This window comes from Polyangium fumosum (genome assembly GCF_005144585.1).
GTDB lineage: Bacteria > Myxococcota_A > Polyangia > Polyangiales > Polyangiaceae > Polyangium > Polyangium fumosum.
In genome coordinates, this window is the sequence record NZ_SSMQ01000024.1 from 96872 (window position 1) to 118241 (window position 21370).

Consider the following 21370-nt stretch of genomic DNA (forward strand, 5'->3'; position numbering starts at 1 on the left):
AGGAGATGTCGTTGGCGGCCGGACGAGCGCCCGCCGTTCGCCTGTCTCCCGGGTCGAACGTGACATCACGACCGAGGACGTCGACGCCATTGTCAATGCGGCGAATGCCAGGCTGCACGGCGGCGGCGTGGACGGCGCCATGCAACGGGCCGCGTCGCCGTGCCCGGTGGTCATGGGGAGGACCTGTGCAACACTGGCGCCGTGATCGGGAAAGAGACGAGTGCACGAGAAGCCTTCGAGGCGGGCCTGCCCGAGCCGCTGCGTCGTGCGCTCGACGCGCGGGCCGAAGCCGCGCTCGCGCGGGCAGCGGCGCGCGGCCGCGAGGCGTGGCCCACGGTCCCGTTCGAGGACGAGCTGTGGCTCGGTCACCTGGCCCGCCGGCTCCGCGAGGACGAGCCCCTCGCCACGCAGCTCGACGCCATCGACGCGGGCGGCCTGTACCTCGCCGCCGCTTGCTTGCGCGGCGTGTCTGCGGCGCTCGAAGCGTTCGAGCGAGAGGTCCTGCCCTCGGCGCGGCGCGCGCTGTCGATGCGCGCCGACGAAGCGCGCGTCGACGAGATGCTGCAACGGACGCGGACGCGCCTGCTCACGGAGCTTCACGGCCCCCCCAAGCTCGCGTTGTACGCCGGGCGCGGGCCCCTCGGCGGGTTCGTGCGCACCGTCGCGGTCCACCTGCTCGCGAACGACGAGGCCGCGGCGAAGCCCATCGAGGACGACGACGACGCGCTGGCCGCGCTGCCCGAGGCCGCCGACGTGGAGGCGGGGCTCTGCCGGCTGGACCAGCAGCAGCACTTCCGCGCGGCCTTTCGCGAGGCGCTCGCCACGCTCTCGTCGCGCGACCGGGCGCTTTTGCGCCTCAGCTTGCTCGACGGCCTCTCGATCGACGACATCGCGCCGATGTACGGCGCCCATCGCGCGACCGTGGCCCGCTGGCTCGGCGCCGCGCGTGACCTCCTGGCCACGCGGACCCGGCAGGCGCTCGCGAGCCGCCTGCGCCTGCGCCCGGACGACCTCGAGAGCCTGCTCGGCGGCGTGCTCAGCCGCTTCGACCTCAGCCTGTCCCGCCTCCTGCGCGAGTCCCACGGCGCCGAGGCCCCGCCCGATGCGACCTGACGATTTGTTGCGACCTCGATCGGAGACGACCTGTCCCTTGGTGCGGGGTGCATGTGCACCGGCCGCGGTGTTCCTCCACGTCACCAAGGAGTCTCGTCGTGAAACAACTCGTGTGGTCGCTCCCTCTCGCTTTCCTCCTCGCCTGCGGCGCCGGCACCGGGAGCTCCGGCTCCGACAACGGCGAGGGCGGGAGCGGGGGCGAGGGCGGCAACGACCCCGGTCCGTCGTCGTCCAGCACCTCGTCGTCCAGCACCTCGTCGTCTTCGTCGTCCACGTCGTCCGGGCCCAGCGGCCTCACCGAAATGGACCGCCTCCAGGTCTTCTGCGAAAAGACGATGCTCGCCGGCTGCCCCGCCTGGTTCAGCTCGACGGCCCAGTGCGTCGACATCATGAGCAAGACGCAGACCGATCTCTGCCAGGACAAATGGGTCGCGGAGACCGATTGCCTCGGCAAGACGCAGGCCGGGGACTGGACCTGCAACGGCGCCGGCGAGCCGGAGGTCGTCGGCACGATCTGCCGCGACGAGTACGGGTTCGGCTCGTATTGCCGCATCACCGTCGCGACCCCGGCGTGTTACGGTGCCGCGTGCATGTACGACTCCGATTGCTCGGGCGAGTCCAAATGCAACGAGGCCACGGAGCATTGCGTGGAGTCGAGCGCCCAGTGCGGCGGGCTGCCGTGCAAATACAACGCCGATTGCCCGAGCGCATTCAAGTGCAACGACGCGCTGGGGCAGTGCGTCTTGCCCTGAGGCAGAAGCCGCGCTGATGGCCTGCCTCGACGAGAACCTCTTGTTCGAGCTGTCCGTCGGGCAGCTCGACGGGGCCGCCTTGGCCAAGGCCGAAGAGCATCTCGACACCTGCCCCCGCTGCCGGCGCGTGGTGGCCGCGGCGCTGCGCGCGAGCGGGGCCGCCGCGCCGGCGCCCCCGGCGCTCGTGCAACGCGGGACGGCGATCGGCCGGTATCTCGTCGTGGAGCGGGTCGGCGTCGGCGCCATGGGGCAGGTGTTCGCCGCCTACGATCCCGAGCTCGACCGCAAGGTGGCGCTGAAGCTTCTGCGCTTCTCGTCGCGGCCTTTCGCGGAGGAGGAGCAGCGGCGCGCGCGGCTCGCGCGCGAGGCCCAGACGCTGGCGCGCCTGTCGCACCCGAACGTCGTGACCGTGTTCGACGTGGGGACGTGGGAGCAGCAGGCGTTCATCGCGCTCGAGTTCGTCCCCGGCGGGTCGGCCCGCGTTTGGGCCACGCGAGAGCCGCGCGCGTGGCGCGAGATCGTGCGCTTGTGGATCCAGGTCGGGCGCGGCCTCGCCGCCGCGCACGCAGCCGGGGTCGTGCACCGGGATTTGAAGCCCGACAACGTCCTCGTGCGCGCCGATGGCCGCGCGCAGGTCACCGACTTCGGCCTGGCCGCCGAAACGACGCTCCGCGACGAAGCGGCCGCGCCGACCGCCCTGGCCCTCACGGAGACGGGCGCGCTCCTCGGGACGCCGGTCTACATGGCGCCGGATCAGCTCGAAGGCGCGCCGGCCACCGAGGCCTCCGACCAGTTCGCGTTTTGCGTGTCGTTATGGGAAGCGCTGTACGGCGAGCGTCCCTTCGCGGGTCAGACCCTCGCCGAGCTCGCGCGGGCCGTGCGGGAGCAAGCGCCCCGCGCGCCGGCGTCGTCGCCGGTGCCTCCCGCCGTGCGCCGCCTGCTGCAAGGCGGGCTCCATCCCGATCCACGCGAGCGCCATCCTTCGGTGACCACGCTCGTCGACGCGCTCGAACGCGCGATCGAGAAGCCTCGGCGTTTCGGCCTCCCGGTGCTGATCGGCGCGGCCCTGCTGACGCTCGGCGTCGTCCTCGTCGCGCGGCCAAACGAGGCCGTTCGCCGTCATCCGACGTGCGTGCTCGCCGAGGAGCGGCACCGGGCCGCGTGGGACGAGGCGCGTCGCGGCGTGGTGCGTGAGGGCTTCGACCGCACGGGCCTCTCGTATGCCGCGCAGGCCTTCGGCGTCGTCGACGGCGCGGTCTCGGCGCGCGCGTCGGCCTGGCGGGCCGAGCGCGCCGAGGCGTGCGAGGCGCTCGTCGATGCTGCGACGCCCGATCCCCTCTTCCGCGCGCGGGTCGCCTGCCTGGACGAGCGCCTGGCCGAGCTCGATGCCGCCACCTCGGTGCTCTCGCTCGGCGGGGCCGACGCGGTCAACCGCGCGACGTCCGTCGTCGAGCGAATGGCGCCGCTCGACGCCTGCGTGGCGGCCCGCGCCGGACCTGCCGACGCGGAGCCATGCGAGGCGTGCGTGGCGATCCGCGCCGACGTGCAGCGCGGAAAAACCCTGCTGCAGCTCGGAAAATTCGCCGAGGCCGAGCGTGTCACCAAGGGCGCGCTCGGGCGCGAGGCGCCGCCGAACGCCGCCGCCGCGCGGGCCGCATTGCTCGTCGAGCACGCGCGCACGCTCGAGCCGCTCGGCCGCCTCGACGAGGCCGAGCGCGAGATGTTCGACGCGGCGCTGGCCGCGCACCGGATAGGCAGCCGCGTCCTCGCCGCCGAGGCGTTCGCGGAGCTCGCCTACTACGTGGGTTATCTGCACGCGCGTCCCGACGACGGCGAACGATGGGCACTCCAAGCGGACGCGCTGCTCGGCCCCGACGATGCGCCGATCCTCGATCGCGTCGCCATGGTGCGCGGGGTCATCGAGACGCGCCGCGGCAACCTGCGGCTGGCCGAGGAGCATTTTCGCCGCGTGGAGGAGAGCGTCCGCAAGCGGCTCGGCGAGGCGCATCCGAGCCGCGCCCGCGTGCTCTCCAATCTGGCGAGCGCGATCTTGCACCAGGGTCGCTTCGACGATGCGCTGCCGTTGCTGAAGGAGTCGTACGACCTCTTCGTCGCGGCGCTCGGCGCCGATCACCCCGACGCGTTCCAGGCGCTCAATGCCTACGGCGTGGCGCTCGGCAACGCCGGCCGCTTCACCGAAGCGGTCCCGGTGTTCGAGGCGGCGCTCGCCGGGTACAAGCGCACGCTCGGCGCAAACCATCCGCGGATTGGCCGTGCGGCCTCGAACCTCGCCGAGGCGCTCTACCGCCTGAAGCGATATCCGGACGCGCGCGCTCGTTACATCGAGTCGGCGGCGGCCTTGGAGCGGGCCCTCGGGCCCGACGCGCCGGACCGCGCGCGCGCGCTCACGGGCGTCGGCCAGGTGTACGTCGCGGAGGGCGCGTGCGCCGAGGGACTCGCCGAAACGCAGCGCGCGCTCGTCATCTGCGCGAAGGCCGCGTGCGAGCCCGAGGACGCGGCGGCCCTCGCGTTCCTGCACGCGAAGGCGTGGGTCTGCGCGGGCCACGCGAAGGCCGAGGCGATCCCGCACGCGCGCCGCGCCGTCGAGCTCTACCGCTCCCTCGGCGCCGGGACCGAGGCGCAGATCGCAGAGATCGAAGCGTGGCTCCGGTGAAGTGAGCGCAACGTTGCTTCGCCGTCGTATCGAACACCCGCCTCGACAGCCGCCCGCGCCATGACGAACGAGAGCGACGAACCGTTCGGCGCTCTGCGAGATCGCGAAGCGAGCTCGCCTCGGGGGGTGAATTGGCCGGGCTTCGCCTGGCCGAGAGGGGGACGCGAGGCGTCCCCCTCGGGACAAAAGAAGCCTAGAACATCGAGCGGTGGTCAAACCGCTCGATGTTCTAGGCTATGCTCCGCCCGCCCGCGCGGCTGCGCGAGGATGCACGGAGGCGAGCACCATGTACGAACCGATCAAATTTCCGACGAAAAGTGGGGCCGAAGCGCCGGGTGAGCTCGTGGCGCCCGAGGGCGTGGAGCGGGCGCCCGCCGTGGTGCTTATCCAGGAGTGGTGGGGGCTCAACGGACAAATCCGCCACGTCGCGGCGCGCCTCGCCCGCGAAGGGTTCCTCGTCGCGATCCCCGATCTCTATCACGGGCGCTGGACCGTCGACCCTGCCGAGGCGCAGAAGCTCATGGAAGGCCTCGATTGGCCGCGGGCGCTCGACGAGATCGGCAGCGCGGCCGCCTACCTGAAGACGCATCCGCGCAGCAACGGGCACGTCGGCGTGATCGGATTCTGCCTCGGCGGCGCGCTCTCGTTCGCCTCGGCCACGCTCGTGCCGGAGCTCGAGGCCGTCGTGCCTTTTTACGGGCTCGCCCCCTCGGACAAGTTCGATTACGCGAAGGTGAAGGCGCCGATCCTCGCGCATTTCGCCAGCCAGGACGAGTGGGCCCGGGCAGACAACGCCCGCGCGGTGATGGAGCAGATGCAATCGCGCGGGCAATCCATGGAACTTCACGTGTACGAGGCCGGGCACGCGTTCGCGCACGAGTCGCGCAAGGACGTGTACGTCCCGGAGGCGGCCGCGCTCGCCTGGAGCCGCTCGATTGCTTTCTTGCACCGGCACCTCGGCTGATCCGCGGGGCCGCTTTTCGGATGACTTGGTTGGAGGTTTCGGTCGATGTCGATGAATCGTTGGATGAAGACTTGGCTTTTCGTCGTGCCTTGCGCGGCGGCTCTCGGCTTCGCGGGGACTGGATGCTCGGACGAGCCGGACGGCTCCGGCGGCTCCGGTGGTGAAGGCGGCGCGGGCGGCTCGCCGGCGAGCAGCAGCTCGAGCAGCTCGGGCAGCGGTGGCATGGGTGGCATGGGCGGGTCCGGCGGCGCGGGCGGCGGCTGCGGCGATACCATGACGGATCCGGAGAACTGCGGCGCCTGCGACAACCAATGCGCGCCGGGCCAGACGTGCGCGGGCGGCGTGTGCACCTGCGGATCGGCGAGCGTCGCCTTCGCGGACGTGCAGACGATCCTGTCGGCGAGCTGCGCCGTCGGCGGCTGCCATTCGGGCGCGGCGCCGAAGCAGGGGCTCGATCTGACGAGCGCGAACGCGCACGCGGAGCTCGTGGACGTGCCGGCCGAGCAATGCGCGGGCGGCACGCGGATGCGCGTCAAGGCGGGCGCCCCCTCGGAGAGCTACCTCATCGACAAGATGATGAACGTCGACAAATGCGGTGGGAACAAGATGCCGCCGTCCATCGCGCTCTCCAACGAGAAGATTCAGGTGGTGTCGGACTGGATCTGCGGCGGCGCGTTGCCGTGATTCGTTGAAGGGGACGGGGACCGATGTACTGCCCACGTTGTCTCAGGCGTTTCGAGGATGAAGAGCACCGCTTCTGTCCGTACGACGGGACCAAGCTCGTCGCGACGCCCGACGTATCGACGCTCCGCGCCAAGCCCACGTCCGAGACCGGCGTGGTGCTCGGAGGCCGCTACGAGGTGCGAGGGCTCATCGGTCGGGGGGGCATGGCCCGGATCTACCTGGCGCTCGATCGAAACACGAGCGAGCCGGTCGCCATCAAGATGCTCGATTCGCTGCACCTCCGCGCCCCCGGCGCGCGCGCCCGGTTCGACCGGGAGGCGAAGGCGGCAAACGCGCTCGCGCACCCGAACATCGTAAAGGTCCTCGATACGGGGGAGCGGCCGGATGGCGTGCCGTTCCTCGTGATGGAATACCTCTTCGGCGAGACGCTCGGGGATTGGCTGCGTCGCGAGACGACGATGCCGCTCCACATCGCGCTCCCGGTGCTATCGCACACGGCCTCGGCGCTCGGAGTGGCGCACCGCGCGGGGATCGTGCATCGCGACGTGAAGCCGGACAATCTCTTTTTGGTCGGCGAGCCGGGCGAACCTTACAACACGAAGGTGCTCGATTTCGGGTTGTCGAAGCTCGAAGCGGCCAAAGCGGTCACGCAGGCGGGGGTGGCCGTGGGGACGCCCGAATACATGCCGCCGGAGCAGGTGGTGGGGGACAAGTCGGATCCGCGGTCGGACGTGTATGCGCTCGGCGTGATGATGTATCGGATGCTGGTCGGAGAGCTGCCGTTCCGCGCGGACGATTACGCGGTCCTCCTGGCGAGGCAGCTCATCGTGCCGCCGCGCGAGCCCTCGGACGTGCTGCCGAACATCGATCGGGCGACGGAGGGCGTGATCCTGAAGGCGCTGCGCAAGAAGCCCGAGGATCGGTATTCGACGATGGAGGCGTTTGGCGACGACCTGGAGCGGCTCATGGGCAAGCGGCTCGGTTCGCTGTCGGCAGGGCTCTTGCCGCGCGGGCCGGACGTGTACGAGCCGAAGGATCAGCTCTCGCGGACGGCGGCGAAGTTTTTTTACAACAAGCTCGGGATGACGCCGCCGGCCTGGAAGTGAAAAGCGGGCGGCGCCCTCTCATCGGGCCGCATGCGCGAGAGCGCTGAAAGTCACCGACCCGCAGAAGAGGACGATGGAGGCGAGAGGTGCTTGCCCAAACGCGCGCGCCCCCATCGCCCGCTTCTGCGGGTCGTTTTGCAGAAAACCCGCCCGAGGCCAAACACGGCGCCTTTTCGTTTACGAGGCCAGGAGGACCGTATTCGGCTCGGGCAGGAGGGACGAGCGTCGAACCCTCGGTTTGGCCTGGCGCGCGTTCGCCGGAGGTCCGAGTCTCGCCCCTCACCAGCGCTACATGATCGAGGAGGCGATTCGGATCGACGAACGTGAAAAATAGGTGGGAGCTTTGACGACTCGGCGAACCAAAACGGCGCGAAGCAGCAGAACGTCACGGCGTCGGCAGGGTCTTCCGAGGCCGCGCCTGTGGGCTGCTCTCCCCCCGTCGCGAGGCAGAGACCGGGCAGGAGCACACGTGCGGGAGGGAGCATTCCCAGGCTGACGCCTCGCGCACCGCTCCCCGCACAGGACGAACCCTGCGCTACACCGCGCCACCTGATCGCCCCGAACAAAGTTTGGCTTGACAGGACACCCGTTCTAGGACAAACATTTTGTCGGAGGGCGCGTCCACGCCGGATCCACGAACTCGAGTCACCCACCCGGTCTCCGGGAGACGGGCCGAGAAAAACGCCTTATCGGCACTCCGGTCTAAGTGGGCGCGCCCTCCCCTTTTCGAAACCACGTCTTGGCGTCACGCACGGGAAGCAGTCCTTCCGGACGCGGCGAGCAGGAACGGGGGTTCTACTTGGGAAACTCGAACGGCGCGAGACAGCAGAACGTCACGGCGTCGGCGGGGTCTTCCGAGGCCGCGCCCGTGGGCTCTCCCCCCGTCGAGAGGCAGAGGCCGGGGATGTAGGCGAGGTCCGTGATCGCTTTGCTCCCGAGGGCTCGACCCGGCGGGAAGACGTTCGTGCACTGCTCGTCGAAGGACGCCACGTCCACCGTATTCTCCCCCGTGGTGCATGCGCCATCGCTGTAAAACCGCAGGTTTCCGATGCAGCCGCTCCCGACGGGGCTTCCCCCGCACTCGCACGTCGTGCAGCCGCGCGTGTCGATGGGCACCTCGCCGTAGAGGTAGATGGGGTCATAGCGGTCGTAGTTGCCGGGGCACTTGGCGTGTATCCCCCGGAGCGCGACGCACTGGAGAAACGGATACGGCAGGTCGTACATGCACCGGTGCGTGGACGTCTCGCACGTGCCCTCGCGCTCCTTCGCCTCGCAGGCGAGGCCGATCCACTTCCAGTCGGTCGTGGTCGTGACGGTCGCCGGCTTCGTGATCGACGGGCAAGACTCGCTCGTTGGGCCAGGAAGCGGCGAAGCGTAGACGGACTGCGCGCAAGGCTCGCCGCCACAATCAGCCCCCGCCGGCAAGGCGTTCGTGCTCGTGCACGAGCCGTCCCAGCCGGCGGGTCCGCCGAAAGGGAGCGCAGGGGCTCCTTCCTCCGCGCAGGTCCCGGCGCGAACCTCGATCGTCTCGGGGAGGTTGGTGCACGAGCCTTCCGAGTTCGGACACGAGCACTCGCACGCCGCGGGGGGCGCGTCGAGATACGCGAAGCGTCGGTACTTCTCGAAGAACTCGACGTCTTCGCCGTAGCCGCCCAGCTTGCGCGCCTCGTCGCAGTTCGCGGGCGCGAGCTCCCGCGGCCCGTACCAGAGGAGCATCGTCGTGCGCGGCCAGTCCCCAGCCGACTCGCTGCTCGGCTCGGGGACGCAGCGCCCCTGGCCGTCGCTGCAAGTGGCCTGGGCCCCGTCCGGCTCGTCGGACCCGCCGTCCGCGTCGTCGGCGGCGTCGGAGCCGGCGTCGGAGCGACATGCGGGAGAGGGTTCCAGCGCCTCCGGGTCGCACTCGCCACGATTGTAAGAAGGTGGCGCCGAGCAGGCTTCAACGACAGCCAGGCCGAGGATGGACACAAGAGGGAAAAGCGCGACAATTCGCATGGTTAAAACTCCCAAACGCCTACAAATTGAGCCGTGATCATGACGGGAGGCTGCTCCGCCAAGACCGTTTCGCCTGCGACGATTTTCAGGCCACTCGACAATCCTAGAACATCGGCGGACGAATTGAGCGAGAAAGACGGTGTTACACGGACGCGGGCGCCGAGGCGTCCGCCCGCTCCCGGCTTGAAATTCACGAAGCTTGCGGGCTTGTAGCTCTGCGACGAGAAGTCAACGTTGATCACGCCGAGGTGCCCGAGCGCGCAGCCGAAGAACCATCTGTAGTGTCCGCACACGCTCGCGATTCCGCCAGCGGTCATCGCGCTGATCGGTTCCCCGCCGACCGCCGTCGTCAGCCACGCAGCGCGCCCCTCAATCCCGAGCGACACGTACTCGCTCGGCCGCAAGCTCGCCCCCACGGAAAGTCCCACCGCGGGACTCCATGACGCCACGCCAAACACCACGACCGGCCCCGCGCCGACGGAGCCGCGCACGCCTTTCTTCTCTCCGTCGCCTCGGTTCGCGTCCGGGTTGTTGTCGTCTCCGAACGGATCTTCCTGCTTCGAAAGCTTCGTCTCACCCACCACCACCGTGGGGGCCACGCTCTTCGGCGGCTCCTGCTCCGGCTCATACACCGCCGGCACGGCTGGGGGCGGCGCGGGCAGCGGCTTGAACGTGATCCGAACCGGCAAGTTCCCGCCCTTCGGCGCCGTGAACTTCACGGCGACCTCCTCGTACCCGTCGAGCTTCGCGCGTACTTCGTGCTCCCCCGCGCGGACAAAGAACCAGGACGCCGTGTGCCCGCCCGTATCCTTGGGCTCCCCGTCCATCGTCACCTCTGCGCCCACGTGCGACACCATCAGCTCGATCCACGCGCCCTGCGCGCGCGCCGCCTCATGCGCCTTGAAAAACTCGCCGCGCTCCTCCGCCGACGTCGTCGCGAGGTGGATCGCGTCGAGCAAATACTCGGGGGCAAACTCGGGCCGGCCGAGCGTTACGAGCAAGACGCCGAGCCGCCCGCCGACGAGCGGATCGTGGCGCACGTCGAGCGCTTCCATGTAGGCCCTCGCCGCCGCGCGAGGATGGCCCGCGGCACGCTCGCGATCGCCCAGCGATGCGAGCGCACGGAAGCGCATGTCCTCCGCGCTCTCCTCGCCCTCTTCCTTGTCGATCGGCGCGTCCGCCCATGCGGGCGATGCGAGTCCACAGAGGAGAACCGATACGAGACCGAGGCGGCTCATACCCGCGATCGATACCGCAGCCCGACGGCGACGTCTACCCGGACGAACCGTTCCCGCCGACCAACCAATGCCGTCGCCCCGAGGGTTTCACCACGAACGGCTCGGGAGCCCTTCCACGGCGCGGCATCCCCGTCGTCGTCGCTGGCGCTGCCGGGGGCGGCTCGGGGTTTGTCAGCGGGCCCGAGACATCCGCTGCCCTTGCCACGTCGGCGGCCGAGGCGCCGATGACGCGGGCGGCCCCGGTCGCGACGGCATGGGGCGTGTGCGGTGCGGGCCGGGGCAAGGCGAAGAACAGCATGGCGAGGAGAAGGTGTCCGAGCGGGTACGCATACTCGCCGACGGCCCCGAGGACGCGGCGTCCGAACAGAGCAAGCAGTCCGGGGCTGCCGAGGTACTGCTCCTTCGGTCCGAGGGCGCGCAGCATGTTCGTGCGCGCGGCGGCGAGTCGCGATTTCACGGTGCCAAGCGGGATGTCGAGCAGCTCGGCCGCCTCCGAGCACGTGGACTCTGCGAGGTCGACGAGCACGATCACGAGGAACTGCTCGGGCGAAAGCGTCTTCAAGGCCGATAGAAGCGCGCGGCGGGCCTCGGAACGAAAAGCCCCTTCCTCCGGCGACACGTCCGGCGTCGCCGTGCGCTCAGCGTCGCCGAGGTCCGGGCAGAAGTGCTCGCGCTCGCGCCGCGCTCGGCGCTTCTCCTCGCTGCGGAGGTTCTTGGCGATGCCGAACAGCCAGGGCCGAACCCCGTCGGGGTGGGAGCTGTAGCCGGAGAGCGCCCCGAGTCCCCGCACCATGAGTTCCTGCATCCTGTCGGTGGCGAGGATGTCCGATCGACGTTGCAGCATGCATGCCACATCTGGACGAAGCGCGACCAGTTCGGACGTGAGCGAAGAGGGAATCGTTGTACGCGCCATGTTCCCCCTTCATGATCGGCCGAGGAATTTGGATCGAAGAAATCGACTGGCTCGCGTCGATTTTCGTCCTGCCGCGCGGGGATCCGACCTCTTGTTCCCAGCCGTGCCGAGCGGGTCCGCCTTCTCCTCCCTCAGGTGGATGGCTCGCCGCCCTTTCGCTGGGCTTCGAGTTTGTCGCGGAGTTCGCCGAGGGATTTGATCGAATTGCGGTAGAAGCTCGGGGACGGCTCCTCGCGCGTGGGTGGTTCGCTTTTCGCGTGCGCCTCGCGCCGTCGCTCCAATTCCGCTTCGAGCCTTCGCTCCAGCTCCGCGAACAGCGGTTCGACCACGGCGAGGCCCTCCTCGGGCTTCCGGTTCAAGCCGCAGGACTCCGCGTAGAACTCCGTCAACCTGCATTGTTCGCCGAAGCTCGTGAAGCCCGCTCCAACGAGATTGCTCCAGGCCTCCCGGCAGACCTCGAAGGGTTGTTGGAGCATACAGGCTGCATTGAGAATATCTTTTGCAATTTCTTGCCTCGCTTCGAGCACGAAAACCTGGAAGGCCTCGCCTTCACCCGCGCGCACAACGACGTCCGCCTCGACCTTTCGGTAGTCGGCAGCGACCTCGGCGAAGCTCCGATCCCGCGATTCTGCAAAGGTCTTGAAGACGGCGCTGCGTCCTTCCCACAATGCATCGTCGAGCTCGGCGACTCTCTCTTCTTCCGGGGTCGGCTGGTACGCCTCGTCCATACGCCGCGTGATTCGTCCTGGGCTGAGCTGTCCCCTTTGCTGGGCAAGGAGTTCGTCCCGGAGGTCCCCCAGGTGCTCGATCTCATCTTCGTAGAAGCGCGCGGGCTTCTGCGTCGCCCTTGCTTCCTCGAGCCGTCGTTCGAGTTCGGCGAGCAGAGGCTCGAGCACCGCGAGCCCCTCCTCGGGCTGCTCGTCGTACGCGCAGCACTCCACGTATAACCATCTCTCTAGACATTCTTGTTGGATGCACCCGAAGCCGAGGCGGAAAGCGTTGTTCCACGCCTCCCGGCAGGCCTCGAAGGGCGGGTGCTTCGACTCTGCCGCGGCGAGGATCGCCTCGGCGACGCGTCGTCTCGTCTGAAGCACGCCGAATTCGTTGTCGCCCATTCGCGCCACGAACTCCGCCTCGAGACAACGGAAGTCGTCGACGACTTCGACGAAGCTCCGGCTCCGATCCAACGATTTCGCCAGGAGCGCGTCGCTCGCTTTCGCCATCTCTCCCCCTAGCTGATTCATTTTTTCTTTTTCTGTGGTCATATTATATGAATTGTTACCATTTGATGTTCGGGTATATGCACGACTCCCAGGAGGCTGCCGTTGGCCACCGCTTCTCCGCCATGCATTGCTTATAACATTCATTACATTTCGACGAGTTCCACGTATCCCCGTGTTCGCTCTGCACAGGCGTCTCCAGGCAAGCCGTCCGGTGACGATTGCATTCATTCTCCCATTTGGGCCTCTTCCGTAGCGCCTCCGCGACATCCTTGGCAATCTCCATGGTGACAGCAAACACCATCGTCGCCACGCCCGCTTCAATGAGGATGTCGACGAAGACGATCGTCACGGTCGTCACGGTCACGATCACGACCTCCCCGACCAGCCCCCGCTCTGGCATCGTCTGCCCGTTCGCCGGAGCGGGCAATGCGGACAGGCGCAACTTGCGCAGCCGGAGGAGGTCCTCCGGGACGGTCATGCCTCGCAGCGCGATCCGCGTGCACCCCGCGAGATCCGCGTGGGGCACGCCCTTCGACGCCACATCGACCACGCGGCCCTCCTCGTCGACCAGCACCTTGTAGTCGAACGTGTAGGACCCCCGGTCAAGGTCACCTCCGAACTCATCCGCGCACGCTCGCAGGCGCTCGGCGGTGGCATCCGGCACACGCGGGCCCTCGCTCGCCGCCGGATAGGTGATCTTGGCCCCGCAGCCGAGCGGCACGAGCGCCATCGTCACGCAGCCGAGGAGCCCGGGCGAGAGGAGCGTTCGTGTGCGCTGGAACAGCATGGCCGAGATGCGACCAGACACCTCGAACTGCGTCAAGGCAGGGTGCGCGCGGTGGCTCTGCATTGCGGCGGCGCGGACGCCTCGGAGACCATCGCCACGGTCGCCCGCCTCTTTTGCGGACCACGCTGACGTCACATGTATCCACGTCGACGCCACCCGACGCCACATCATCGTCGGCTCCAAGCACGTCGACGTCGCCTTCAATGACGTCGAGTCGCCTGCGATCACGTCATCGTCGCCTGCGATCACGTCATCGTCGCCTGCGATCACGTCATCGTCGCCTGCGATCACGTCATCGTCGCCTGCGATCACGTCATCGTCGCCTCCAACCACGTCGACGTCGCCCGGCACCACGTCATCGTCGGCGCGGACCACGTCGACGTTGCCTCCAAGGACTACCGAGTCGCGTGCAACGACGTCGACGTCGTCCGGGACCACGTCATCGTCGGCTCGAACCACGTCGACGTCGCCCGATGATGCGACATCGCACACCTTGCCGCCCTCACCGTGGTGCTTCTGGTCGCGATCGCTGAAATTTTGCGGCCACAGCTCCTGCGCGTAAATACGTTGTTGACAAAATCTCCCCCGTTCTGAAATCTGACCGACGTAGGGCAAGAGACGAAGGGGATGATTGGATGAGCAACGGACCCAAAGCGATCTACAACGGGCCGAGCGTGTGTGACATCACGGACATCAAGAACGACATCATCGACCTCCCGGACGGCGAGAAGCAACATCTCAAGTTCGAGAAGGACGGGCTCGAAGAGGTGCTCAACGAGCTCCACCAGGCCAAGAGCGGCGCGCTCGCGAAGGCCGGTATCGCAATCGATGTCGTCACGCGGATCGAGGGCCGCACGGGCCGGCTCAAGGTCGTCCGCGAGAGGAAGGGCATCGCGAAGAAGATGTACGAGGTCCTCGACGAGACCGAGGCGCACGAGGAACACCTGCGCGAAGGGGATATCGCGATCGTCGCGAAGACCGTGCAGACGGCCGCCAAACACATCGACCCCAGCGTGGCCGCGTCCTTCGAGAAGACGCTGAAGTACTACTCGCAGATCGGCGAGAAAGCCGCCGCGACGAGGCGCAAGAACGCCAAAGCCGCCGCGGAAGCCGCCGCCGCCGAAAAGGCGAGCGACGGCTCCACATGACGACTGCTTCGTGATGCCTGCGCTCGCCTCTCCGCATCAAGCCGCCTTCACGAACTTCTGCAGCGATTGCGCGAGATCGTGCGTCCGTTGTTGCTCGGGCGAGAGCTCCTGCAGAACGAAATCACGTACGGGTGGTTCGAGCTCGTCGAGGTCCCGCGCATATCGCTTCTTGCCTTGATCCTCACCCTCTTCCAGCGCGGCGAGCGCGGCGCGGTGGCCGAGCAGGTCGGCGCCGCGCTGCACGATCCGCGCGAATGCGCCCCATACGCCCGAGCTCGGCGCAGGTTCGCCGCCGAGCTCGCTCACCTTGCCCCGGAGTTTGTCCACCCGCCGCTGGTGGCTCTCGAAGATCTGGCGCAGCGAGCTCGTCAGGTCCGGGTCGCGCACGCTGCGGAGCGCGAGATCGTAGGTCTCGACGCTCGCGAGCTCGCCCCGCAAGAGGTCGTTCAGCCGGTCGAGCGTGCTCTCCTTCGAGGGCTCGCCCGTGCGCCGGGTCGAGGGCACTTCGTCCTTGAACGCTTCTTTCGCGGACTCGGCCGCGGCGCGCGCGACGGTGGCCACCTCGGTCGCCGCGGCGGCGATGTCGCGGCCGGCGTGCCCGAGGTGGGCCTTGGCCCGCTCGATCGAGCCGCTCTCGCGCTCATCGCTGCTGCTGCGCTCGATCGGGGCATTCTCCTCGCCCTGCACCTCGTGCTCGACGTCCGTTCGTCCGCTCGTCTCGGTGTCGCTGCCGTGGGGGACGTTCGTGGAATAGTCGGGCTGGCGCTTGTCCTGGTTCATGCGCCGATCCCTGGGGCGCACGCGCGTCCACGTCGAGCGCGCGTCGTCCACGACGTATCGTGGTAGGCTCGCGCCCGTGACGCTCCTCAAGATTGCTCAGATTGGTCATCCGGTGCTCCGGAGCCGAGCGCGCGAGGTCGAGCGCGACGAGCTCGCCACGGCCGAGGTGCAGGCGTTCATCGACGACCTCGTCGAGACGATGCGCGACGCGAACGGCGCCGGCCTCGCCGCCACGCAGGTCCACGTGCCGAAGCGGATCGTGGCGATCGAGGTCAAGGACAACCCGCGGTATCCGTACAAGCCGAACATCCCGCTCACGATCGTGGTCAATCCCGTGGTCGAGCCGCTCACGGAGGAGCGATTCGACAACAACGAGGGGTGCCTGTCGGTGCCGAACCTGCGCGGCATGGTCTCCCGGTTCGCCGAGGTGCGCGTGACCGGCTGGGATCGGCACGGGGCGCCGTTCGAGCGCGTGGCGCGGGGGCTCACGGCGGGGACGTTCCAGCACGAGGTGGATCACCTCGACGGGAAGCTCTTCGTGGATCGGGTGACCGATACCTCGACGCTCTGCACGTGGGCCGAGTTCGATCGGTTCCACAAGCAGGCGTTCGTGGAGCGGATCGTGCCGTTCGTGAAGCGAATGGGGGGCTGATTCAGCGAATCACTTCGGGATGACGATCCCGCAGGGGAACTGGACCGAAAGGGAATGGTCGCCCTGCTTGATCGTATCGCACGCGGCGCCGAGCAGCTCGATCTCGTCGGGCGCGTTGAGCCGCCAGCCGTTCATGTCGTTGTAGGGGAGGGCCTTGCCGTCGAGATAGACCTGGCCCTCGGCGGCCGCGGTCTCGTCGACGATGCCGTTCAATTTGAGCACACACGAGCGGACGCCGTTGATGATCTCGTCGAAGGCGTCGATCAGCGTCTGCGGGTTGAGCGCCTGGTAGTACGGGGCCTTCTCGGCGCCGCCGATGGGCAGGCCCGCGCCCGCATTCGCGAGGTCCTGCAAATGCCCGAGGCTCACGTCGGCGCCGACGCTGATCACGAAGGTGCGGACGTCCTTGCCAAACGCGGCCTGCGCGGCGGCGATCGACTCGTCCTGACCATTCTGGGGATTCGGCTCGGCGCAGGTGTCGGGCTCGCCGTCGGTCGCGAGGACGATGATCTTCGGCCCCGCCTCCTGGTAGGCGACGAGATCCGTGGTCACGGCCGTGATGCTCTCGCCCGTGGGCGTGTCGCCCTCAGGGCTCTCTGGGGCGTACACGGCGTCGATGGCCGCGTGGTTGTTCAGCGCGAGCGGCACCTTCGCGAGCATGGGGCACGTGCCGCCCCCGTTGCCGCCATTGCTCGTGTAAAGCGCGAGCCCGAACCGCACGTCCTTTTCGAGCTTCTTCACGATTCCGGTGTTCGGATCCATGAGCGTGTCGTAAAGGACGTCCCAGCGATTGCCATTGCCAAAGCCCTCGGTCATGCTGCCCGACTGGTCGATGAGCAACATCACGGTGGGGATCTGCTTGTCGAAATTGACGTTCACGTCGGCGCATGCGTCGGCGCCGGTGCCCATGCTGGTGCCCGTCGATGTCACGAAGTCGATGCCGCCCATGCCGCCGGACCCGCCCTCCCCCGTGGGGATGCACCGGCCCTTGACGTTGCAGACATGCCCCGCGGGGCAGCCGGCCGCGCCGGGGGCGCAGTCCGCCGTGCAGGTGCCGCTGATGCCGCAATACAGGCCGTTCGAACACGCGAAGTCGTCGCCGCAGGTGCCGCCGCACTTGCCGGCGTAGACGGTCTCGCAAGGCGCCGCGCCGGTGCTGCTCGAACCGCAGCTCGCCGCGAGCGCGGCGACCCAGGACGCGAGCCCGATGGCGAGAACGGGCGCGAAGAGGCGGCGGAAAAACGGCGGCGTGTGGTGATGACGATGACGCTCGAAGTGCATGTGCAAGCTCCTGTGTTTGTCCCTTCGGGAGTGTAACAGCCCACCACGCAGGCGCGCCGAGGTTCCGCGCCATCCTCTCGCGCATGGGCCTTTTGAGCATGGTCGCGGCGTGGTACCCTGCTCGCGGATCTCCTCGATGCAGACCTATAACCTCGCGAAATTGAGAGCGGATCAGCCGAATTTGTGGCCGCCGCTCGTGCTGCCTGCGTGTCTGCTCGCGTGCGAGGCCGCGCCCGGGACCACGAGCTCGTTCGAGCTCGCCTACTTCGCCCCGGGCGCCCAGGATCCGAAGGTCGAACGTTTTTCGCTGGTGCACGCGGCCGACGTCTCGGCCTCCGACGTGGAGGTGCTGCGCGCCGCCGGGCACGAGGATGTCCTGCATGTGGCGGCGGCCGGCGTGATCACGGCGATCCTGCGGGTGCGGGACGATCTCCGCGTGGCGCGCGTGTCGAAGCGGGGGCCGTGGCTGGATCTGCATCTCCAGCGGCTCGACGGGCGGGCCGACGGCGTGCTCGTCGTGTTCGGGACCCAGGGCGCGGATCCCGACGGCGTGCTCGCGGACGTGGTGAAGCACGTGCATGGCGCGCCGGGTGGGCGGAAGATCGCCGGCGCCGTGGCATTCGGCGGAGGAAAGGCCGCGATCCGGGTCCTGTCATGATCACCTTCGCCTTCGGGGCCGAGGCCTGGCCGAAGAGCCTCACGGTGCCGGACGTCGAGCGCCACAAGAGCCTCCTGATCCAGGAGGCGATGTACGCGCGGCTGACGCAGCCGGCGATGGTGTTTCGCACGCTCTCGCGCGGCGCGCTCTACTGGGAGCGCTGGCTCTTGGAGAAGGACCCGGGCCGCTGCGACGAAGAGCGCGTGCTGTCGGGCCTCGAGCTCGCGCGTGACGCGGGCGACTGGAAGGAAGCGGAGCTTTTGCTCGCGCACTGCGAGGCGTCGCCGGACCTCGGCGGGCGGCCGTTCCTGGAGGCCTGGAGCGTGATCGTGCGGGATCGGCTGCAGGAGCAGGTCGACAACGAGCAACGGCTGGAGATCGCGTTTCAGAAGTTCCGGGGCGCGAAGAACGTTCCGGACGAGGCTGCGCGCGCGGAGCTCGCCCGCGACGTGATGGCGCGCGCGTCGGAGATCGGGCAGGTCGGCTCGCCGGTGCCGGTGAACGCCCTGCTCGTCCGGATCTCCGCCGCGCAAGGCTGGAACGAGGAGGCCGAGGGGTTCTACGCGGCGCTGCTCGTGTGCCGGCCGCTCTGGATCCCGTACATCGTGCAGCTCTCCGAGCTCCAGGCGAAGACGGACCTGAAGCGGGCGTTCAGCACGATCGAGACGGCGAAGAGCCTGCTCGGCGCGGATTTCTGGCTCGCGACCTGAAGGCGTTACGGAGTATAGGGGCCCGCCCTTCCCACGAGCGAGCTCCTCCGTGAAGCACTCTGCCCTCTTCCTCACGCTCGTCCTGTCCGTCGCTTCGGCCTCGGGTTGCCGAAGGCACGGGGCGGACGGGATCAACTTCGAGCACCAGCACGACCTCGCCTACAAGGCCTTCGTCGAGGACGCGCCCCCCGCCGAAGCGTCGCGCGTCGAGATCCACGAGGCCCTCGAGCTGCCGGACGCCTTCTTCTACGATCAGCATGCCGCGACGCCGGAGACGAGGTTCACGGCAGCGCCGGGGTATCCGAGCGAGGAGCACCCCCATCGTGTCGTCGGCATGATCTCCCTGAAGGAGCGCGTCGACGTCTCGGGGTACGACGAAGAGGGGCTCAAGGCCGCGTGGAACAACGAGGCCCTGCGCGCGCGCCGGGAAAAACTCCTCGCCGCGGAGGCGGCGCGCCATGGCGCAAACGCTCTCTACTTGACGAGCAGCGTCACCGATCGCTGGGCTCGAATGCCCGAGCGGAAGCGGACCTATTACGCCGTCTCCCTCGCCCCCGAGTCGCCCAAATACCCCGACGTCGAGACGCTCCTCGGGCGGCTCGCGCTGGCCAAGGACGGCTACCACGAGGTCAAACGATTCACCGCGAAGCTCGAAGACCTCCGCGACCGGGCGCCCGAGACCATCCAGCTCAAGCGCGGGCATTGTTACATGCTGGCGATCGCCTTCCATCCCGAGCCCATCGAGCGGAAGTTCAGCGAGGTCACTTCGATCAACTTCACGTACAAGGTCCCCAATCCGGAGGTCTTCCCCGGCATCCCGCACAACGACGCCAGCGCCGGCGGCTTCAGCAAGCTGCACGACGGGCATAAGGACCGGTTTTACTCGAAGCATTTCCTCGACGGGATCTGGTCACGCACGGGCGCCGGGGATATCGCCTGCCCCGTCTATCGGGCCCAGCCCGCCGAGCTCTCGTTCACGACGTTCGACGGCAGCGCGCTGAAGAACCCGCCCAAATTCGAGGCCGGGCGGGGCACCGCGGATTTCGTGGTCTACGAGCACAAGCTCACCCCCGAGAAGTTCAACGAGAAGGCCTGCATACGCTGCTACGATGTGGCGCGGGAATGCAGCTACCGAGAACCCCTGTCCGCGTGCGCCGATCTGAACAAATGCCTGCAGACGGCAGGCGTGGCGCTCGGCGTCTGCGCCGATCGATATCGCTAATTCGCTAATCTGTGCCCGCGTCCACGGGCGCGACGCCGCAATCGGCCGGGACCCCGCTGCCCGGGGCGAGGACGTCCACGCCGTCGTAGCAGAAATTCTCGGGCCCCTTCGCATAATACGTGTCGAGGAAGGCGCCGAGCGCGGCGGTATCGAGGCAATCGGCGCGGAGGAGGCCGCCCCACGCGGCTGCGGCGAATCGGACGTCGAGCGCGGGATCGGGGACGACGATGATACGCGCCTTCAAGGGCGCGACGCAGAGCGGATCGGCCGGGCGCGCGTCGAGGAATGCCGCGAGGGTCGCGAGCTCGGATTCGCAGCCGCCCTCGCAATGGTACGAGAGGACGACCGCGCCGTGTTCCATCGAATGGACGAGGAAACCACGCGGGACGGGCGCGTCGTACCATTTGAACGCAGCCCACGAGGGGTAATGCGGGCCCGAGGTCGGAGGGTTCGTCGCGTACACGACGGGCGAGCACATCGGGACATGCGGGGCGGGCGCGATGGGCACGGCCATCGTGGTGACGGGGCAGGCGCCGGCATCGCCCGGTCCCGCGTCGGGTTCGCTGCCGCCGGCGCCGCCGACGCCGCCGCTGCCGCCAGCGCCGCCGACGCCACCGCTTCCGCCAGCGCCACCGCTTCCGCCGACGCCGCCGCCAGCGCCGCCGGTGCCGCCGACGCCAGCGCCACCGCTTCCGCCTCCGGTGCCGCCGACGCCGCCGCTTCCGCCGGCACCACCCGCGCCTCCGCTTCCGCCGCCCCCCTGCCCTCCTGCGCCGCTGGACGAGGAGGACGACGATGCAGACGACGAGGACGACGAGGACGACGAGGCCTCCGCGCCCGCATCCACGGGCTCAGGAGACACCCTCTCGTCCGGCGAGCACGCGAACACGACGACGGGGAGCGCGAGCGCGCCGAAGACCACAGCGCTGCGCCCAAACGAGCGTTCTCGGCGGCGAATCACCCCCGAGACTCTATCAGGCAGGCGTCCCCGTCGGACCGGTTTTCAGATGCCGCCGCGCGTACGCGCCTCGCGTTCGAGCTGCTCCTGGTACTCCACGCTGAAGCGCGCCCAGGGCCGCGAGCGCAGACGCGGGAAGCCAATCGGCTCGCCCGTGCCCTCGCACAGGCCGTACGTGCCCTCGCTGAACTTCGCGAGCGCGCGATCGATCTCCGAGAGGAGCTGCACGTCCCGTTCGAGCAAGCGTGAGGCCATCGCCGTCGCGCCCTCGATGTTCGCCTCGTCCATCTCGTCGCCGACCTCGCGGCCGGTGTCGCGCTCTTGCTCCTGGCGCGTCTCGATGCTCGCCAGAATCTCCGCGCGTCGCGTCTCCAGCAAGGTGCGCAGCTCCTCGCGCTGCTCTTGCGTGAGCTCGGGTAGCTCGTCGATCGACTCGCGCGTCGCCGGCCTTGCAACGGGCCTTTGCGGCACGATGCTCCCGATCCCTACTCCCTTTCGAGCGTCCATGGTTCCCT

At 68.6% G+C, this 21370-nt stretch carries 20 protein-coding genes; 11 read left to right on the forward strand and 9 right to left on the reverse strand.

What is annotated here, in order from left to right; all coding sequences use genetic code 11:
- The first annotated feature begins 201 nt into the window (after positions 1 to 201).
- From E8A74_RS23170 to E8A74_RS23195, 6 genes are all read left to right on the forward strand, one after another.
- Positions 202 to 1113: a sigma factor-like helix-turn-helix DNA-binding protein gene (locus E8A74_RS23170; RefSeq protein ID WP_170229306.1), complete on the forward strand. Its 912-nt coding sequence runs from the start codon at positions 202 to 204 to the stop codon at positions 1111 to 1113.
- A 98-nt stretch (positions 1114 to 1211) separates the two neighbouring features.
- Positions 1212 to 1865, forward strand: a complete 654-nt coding sequence (locus tag E8A74_RS23175; protein ID WP_136931231.1) for a hypothetical protein — start codon at positions 1212 to 1214, stop codon at positions 1863 to 1865.
- A 16-nt stretch (positions 1866 to 1881) separates the two neighbouring features.
- Positions 1882 to 4539, forward strand: coding sequence for a serine/threonine-protein kinase (locus E8A74_RS23180; RefSeq protein ID WP_136931232.1), 2658 nt, complete (start codon positions 1882 to 1884; stop codon positions 4537 to 4539).
- A gap of 286 nt (positions 4540 to 4825) precedes the next feature.
- Positions 4826 to 5503: a dienelactone hydrolase family protein gene (locus E8A74_RS23185; RefSeq protein WP_136931233.1), complete on the forward strand. Its 678-nt coding sequence runs from the start codon at positions 4826 to 4828 to the stop codon at positions 5501 to 5503.
- Positions 5504 to 5566: 63 nt separating this feature from the next.
- Positions 5567 to 6187, forward strand: coding sequence for a PE-PGRS family protein (locus E8A74_RS52570; RefSeq protein ID WP_170229307.1), 621 nt, complete (start codon positions 5567 to 5569; stop codon positions 6185 to 6187).
- 23 nt (positions 6188 to 6210) lie between these two features.
- Positions 6211 to 7293 (forward strand): serine/threonine-protein kinase, encoded by a 1083-nt coding sequence (locus tag E8A74_RS23195; protein ID WP_136931234.1) that lies wholly within the window; start codon positions 6211 to 6213, stop codon positions 7291 to 7293.
- Positions 7294 to 8088: 795 nt separating this feature from the next.
- Here the strand turns inward: E8A74_RS23195 and E8A74_RS23200 are convergent.
- The 5 genes from E8A74_RS23200 to E8A74_RS23220 all read right to left on the reverse strand — a co-directional run bounded on the left by E8A74_RS23200 (position 8089) and on the right by E8A74_RS23220 (position 13938).
- Entirely contained in the window at positions 8089 to 9285 is a 1197-nt protein-coding gene (locus E8A74_RS23200; protein ID WP_136931235.1) for a hypothetical protein, read from the reverse strand.
- A 2-nt stretch (positions 9286 to 9287) separates the two neighbouring features.
- Positions 9288 to 10523, reverse strand: a complete 1236-nt coding sequence (locus E8A74_RS23205) for a hypothetical protein (protein ID WP_136931236.1) — start codon at positions 10521 to 10523, stop codon at positions 9288 to 9290.
- 34 nt (positions 10524 to 10557) lie between these two features.
- A complete protein-coding gene (locus tag E8A74_RS23210) occupies positions 10558 to 11367 on the reverse strand; it encodes an RNA polymerase sigma factor (RefSeq protein ID WP_170229308.1) in 810 nt (269 codons plus the stop codon).
- Between the two features lie 200 nt (positions 11368 to 11567).
- Positions 11568 to 12659 carry a hypothetical protein gene (locus E8A74_RS23215; RefSeq protein ID WP_136931238.1) on the reverse strand — a complete coding sequence of 364 codons (1092 nt, stop codon included), beginning with the start codon at positions 12657 to 12659 and terminating at the stop codon, positions 11568 to 11570.
- A 55-nt stretch (positions 12660 to 12714) separates the two neighbouring features.
- Positions 12715 to 13938 carry a hypothetical protein gene (locus E8A74_RS23220; protein WP_338089486.1) on the reverse strand — a complete coding sequence of 408 codons (1224 nt, stop codon included), beginning with the start codon at positions 13936 to 13938 and terminating at the stop codon, positions 12715 to 12717.
- Positions 13939 to 14081: 143 nt separating this feature from the next.
- Between E8A74_RS23220 and E8A74_RS23225 the strand changes: the two genes are divergently transcribed.
- Positions 14082 to 14594, forward strand: coding sequence for a hypothetical protein (locus E8A74_RS23225; RefSeq protein ID WP_136931240.1), 513 nt, complete (start codon positions 14082 to 14084; stop codon positions 14592 to 14594).
- Positions 14595 to 14630: 36 nt separating this feature from the next.
- Here E8A74_RS23225 and E8A74_RS23230 read toward each other — a convergent pair whose 3' ends face one another.
- A complete protein-coding gene (locus E8A74_RS23230) occupies positions 14631 to 15374 on the reverse strand; it encodes a DUF2383 domain-containing protein (protein ID WP_136931241.1) in 744 nt (247 codons plus the stop codon).
- On the opposite strand from E8A74_RS23230, the gene def reads away from it, so the two are divergent.
- Entirely contained in the window at positions 15373 to 16026 is a 654-nt protein-coding gene (def, locus tag E8A74_RS23235) for a peptide deformylase (RefSeq protein ID WP_136931242.1), read from the forward strand. The genes E8A74_RS23230 and def overlap by 2 nt on opposite strands.
- Before the next feature lie 9 nt (positions 16027 to 16035).
- Here def and E8A74_RS23240 read toward each other — a convergent pair whose 3' ends face one another.
- Positions 16036 to 17307, reverse strand: a complete 1272-nt coding sequence (locus E8A74_RS23240; protein WP_136931243.1) for a vWA domain-containing protein — start codon at positions 17305 to 17307, stop codon at positions 16036 to 16038.
- A 136-nt stretch (positions 17308 to 17443) separates the two neighbouring features.
- On the opposite strand from E8A74_RS23240, the gene E8A74_RS23245 reads away from it, so the two are divergent.
- Genes E8A74_RS23245 through E8A74_RS23255 form a run of 3 tightly spaced genes read left to right on the forward strand, consistent with a single transcriptional unit; the run spans position 17444 to position 19897 of the window.
- Positions 17444 to 17965: a nucleotide exchange factor GrpE gene (locus tag E8A74_RS23245; RefSeq protein WP_136931244.1), complete on the forward strand. Its 522-nt coding sequence runs from the start codon at positions 17444 to 17446 to the stop codon at positions 17963 to 17965.
- Entirely contained in the window at positions 17962 to 18675 is a 714-nt protein-coding gene (locus E8A74_RS23250) for a hypothetical protein (protein WP_136931245.1), read from the forward strand. Before E8A74_RS23245 ends, E8A74_RS23250 begins: the two co-directional genes overlap by 4 nt.
- Positions 18676 to 18724: 49 nt before the next feature.
- A complete protein-coding gene (locus E8A74_RS23255; RefSeq protein WP_136931246.1) occupies positions 18725 to 19897 on the forward strand; it encodes a hypothetical protein in 1173 nt (390 codons plus the stop codon).
- Between the two features lie 4 nt (positions 19898 to 19901).
- On the opposite strand, the gene E8A74_RS23260 is transcribed toward E8A74_RS23255, so the two are convergent.
- The gene (locus E8A74_RS23260) at positions 19902 to 20858 is read right to left on the reverse strand and encodes a DUF3105 domain-containing protein (RefSeq protein ID WP_136931247.1); all 957 of its coding nucleotides are present in this window, start codon (positions 20856 to 20858) and stop codon (positions 19902 to 19904) included.
- Positions 20859 to 20900: 42 nt separating this feature from the next.
- Positions 20901 to 21362, reverse strand: coding sequence for a TraR/DksA family transcriptional regulator (locus E8A74_RS23265; protein WP_136931248.1), 462 nt, complete (start codon positions 21360 to 21362; stop codon positions 20901 to 20903).
- Positions 21363 to 21370: the final 8 nt, after the last annotated feature.

Coding starts and splice junctions, on each gene's coding strand:
- E8A74_RS23250 (WP_136931245.1), top strand. CDS start 17,962: ATGATCACCTTCGCCTTCGGGGCCGAGGCCTGGCCGAAGAGCCTCACG.
- E8A74_RS23195 (WP_136931234.1), top strand. CDS start 6,211: ATGTACTGCCCACGTTGTCTCAGGCGTTTCGAGGATGAAGAGCACCGC.
- E8A74_RS23265 (WP_136931248.1), bottom strand. CDS start 21,362: ATGGACGCTCGAAAGGGAGTAGGGATCGGGAGCATCGTGCCGCAAAGG.
- E8A74_RS23245 (WP_136931244.1), top strand. CDS start 17,444: ATGCAGACCTATAACCTCGCGAAATTGAGAGCGGATCAGCCGAATTTG.
- E8A74_RS23180 (WP_136931232.1), top strand. CDS start 1,882: ATGGCCTGCCTCGACGAGAACCTCTTGTTCGAGCTGTCCGTCGGGCAG.
- E8A74_RS23215 (WP_136931238.1), bottom strand. CDS start 12,659: ATGGCGAAAGCGAGCGACGCGCTCCTGGCGAAATCGTTGGATCGGAGC.
- E8A74_RS23205 (WP_136931236.1), bottom strand. CDS start 10,523: ATGAGCCGCCTCGGTCTCGTATCGGTTCTCCTCTGTGGACTCGCATCG.
- E8A74_RS52570 (WP_170229307.1), top strand. CDS start 5,567: ATGAAGACTTGGCTTTTCGTCGTGCCTTGCGCGGCGGCTCTCGGCTTC.
- E8A74_RS23240 (WP_136931243.1), bottom strand. CDS start 17,307: ATGCACTTCGAGCGTCATCGTCATCACCACACGCCGCCGTTTTTCCGC.
- E8A74_RS23230 (WP_136931241.1), bottom strand. CDS start 15,374: ATGAACCAGGACAAGCGCCAGCCCGACTATTCCACGAACGTCCCCCAC.
- E8A74_RS23200 (WP_136931235.1), bottom strand. CDS start 9,285: ATGCGAATTGTCGCGCTTTTCCCTCTTGTGTCCATCCTCGGCCTGGCT.
- def (WP_136931242.1), top strand. CDS start 15,373: ATGCGCCGATCCCTGGGGCGCACGCGCGTCCACGTCGAGCGCGCGTCG.
- E8A74_RS23210 (WP_170229308.1), bottom strand. CDS start 11,367: ATGCTGCAACGTCGATCGGACATCCTCGCCACCGACAGGATGCAGGAA.
- E8A74_RS23185 (WP_136931233.1), top strand. CDS start 4,826: ATGTACGAACCGATCAAATTTCCGACGAAAAGTGGGGCCGAAGCGCCG.
- E8A74_RS23225 (WP_136931240.1), top strand. CDS start 14,082: ATGAGCAACGGACCCAAAGCGATCTACAACGGGCCGAGCGTGTGTGAC.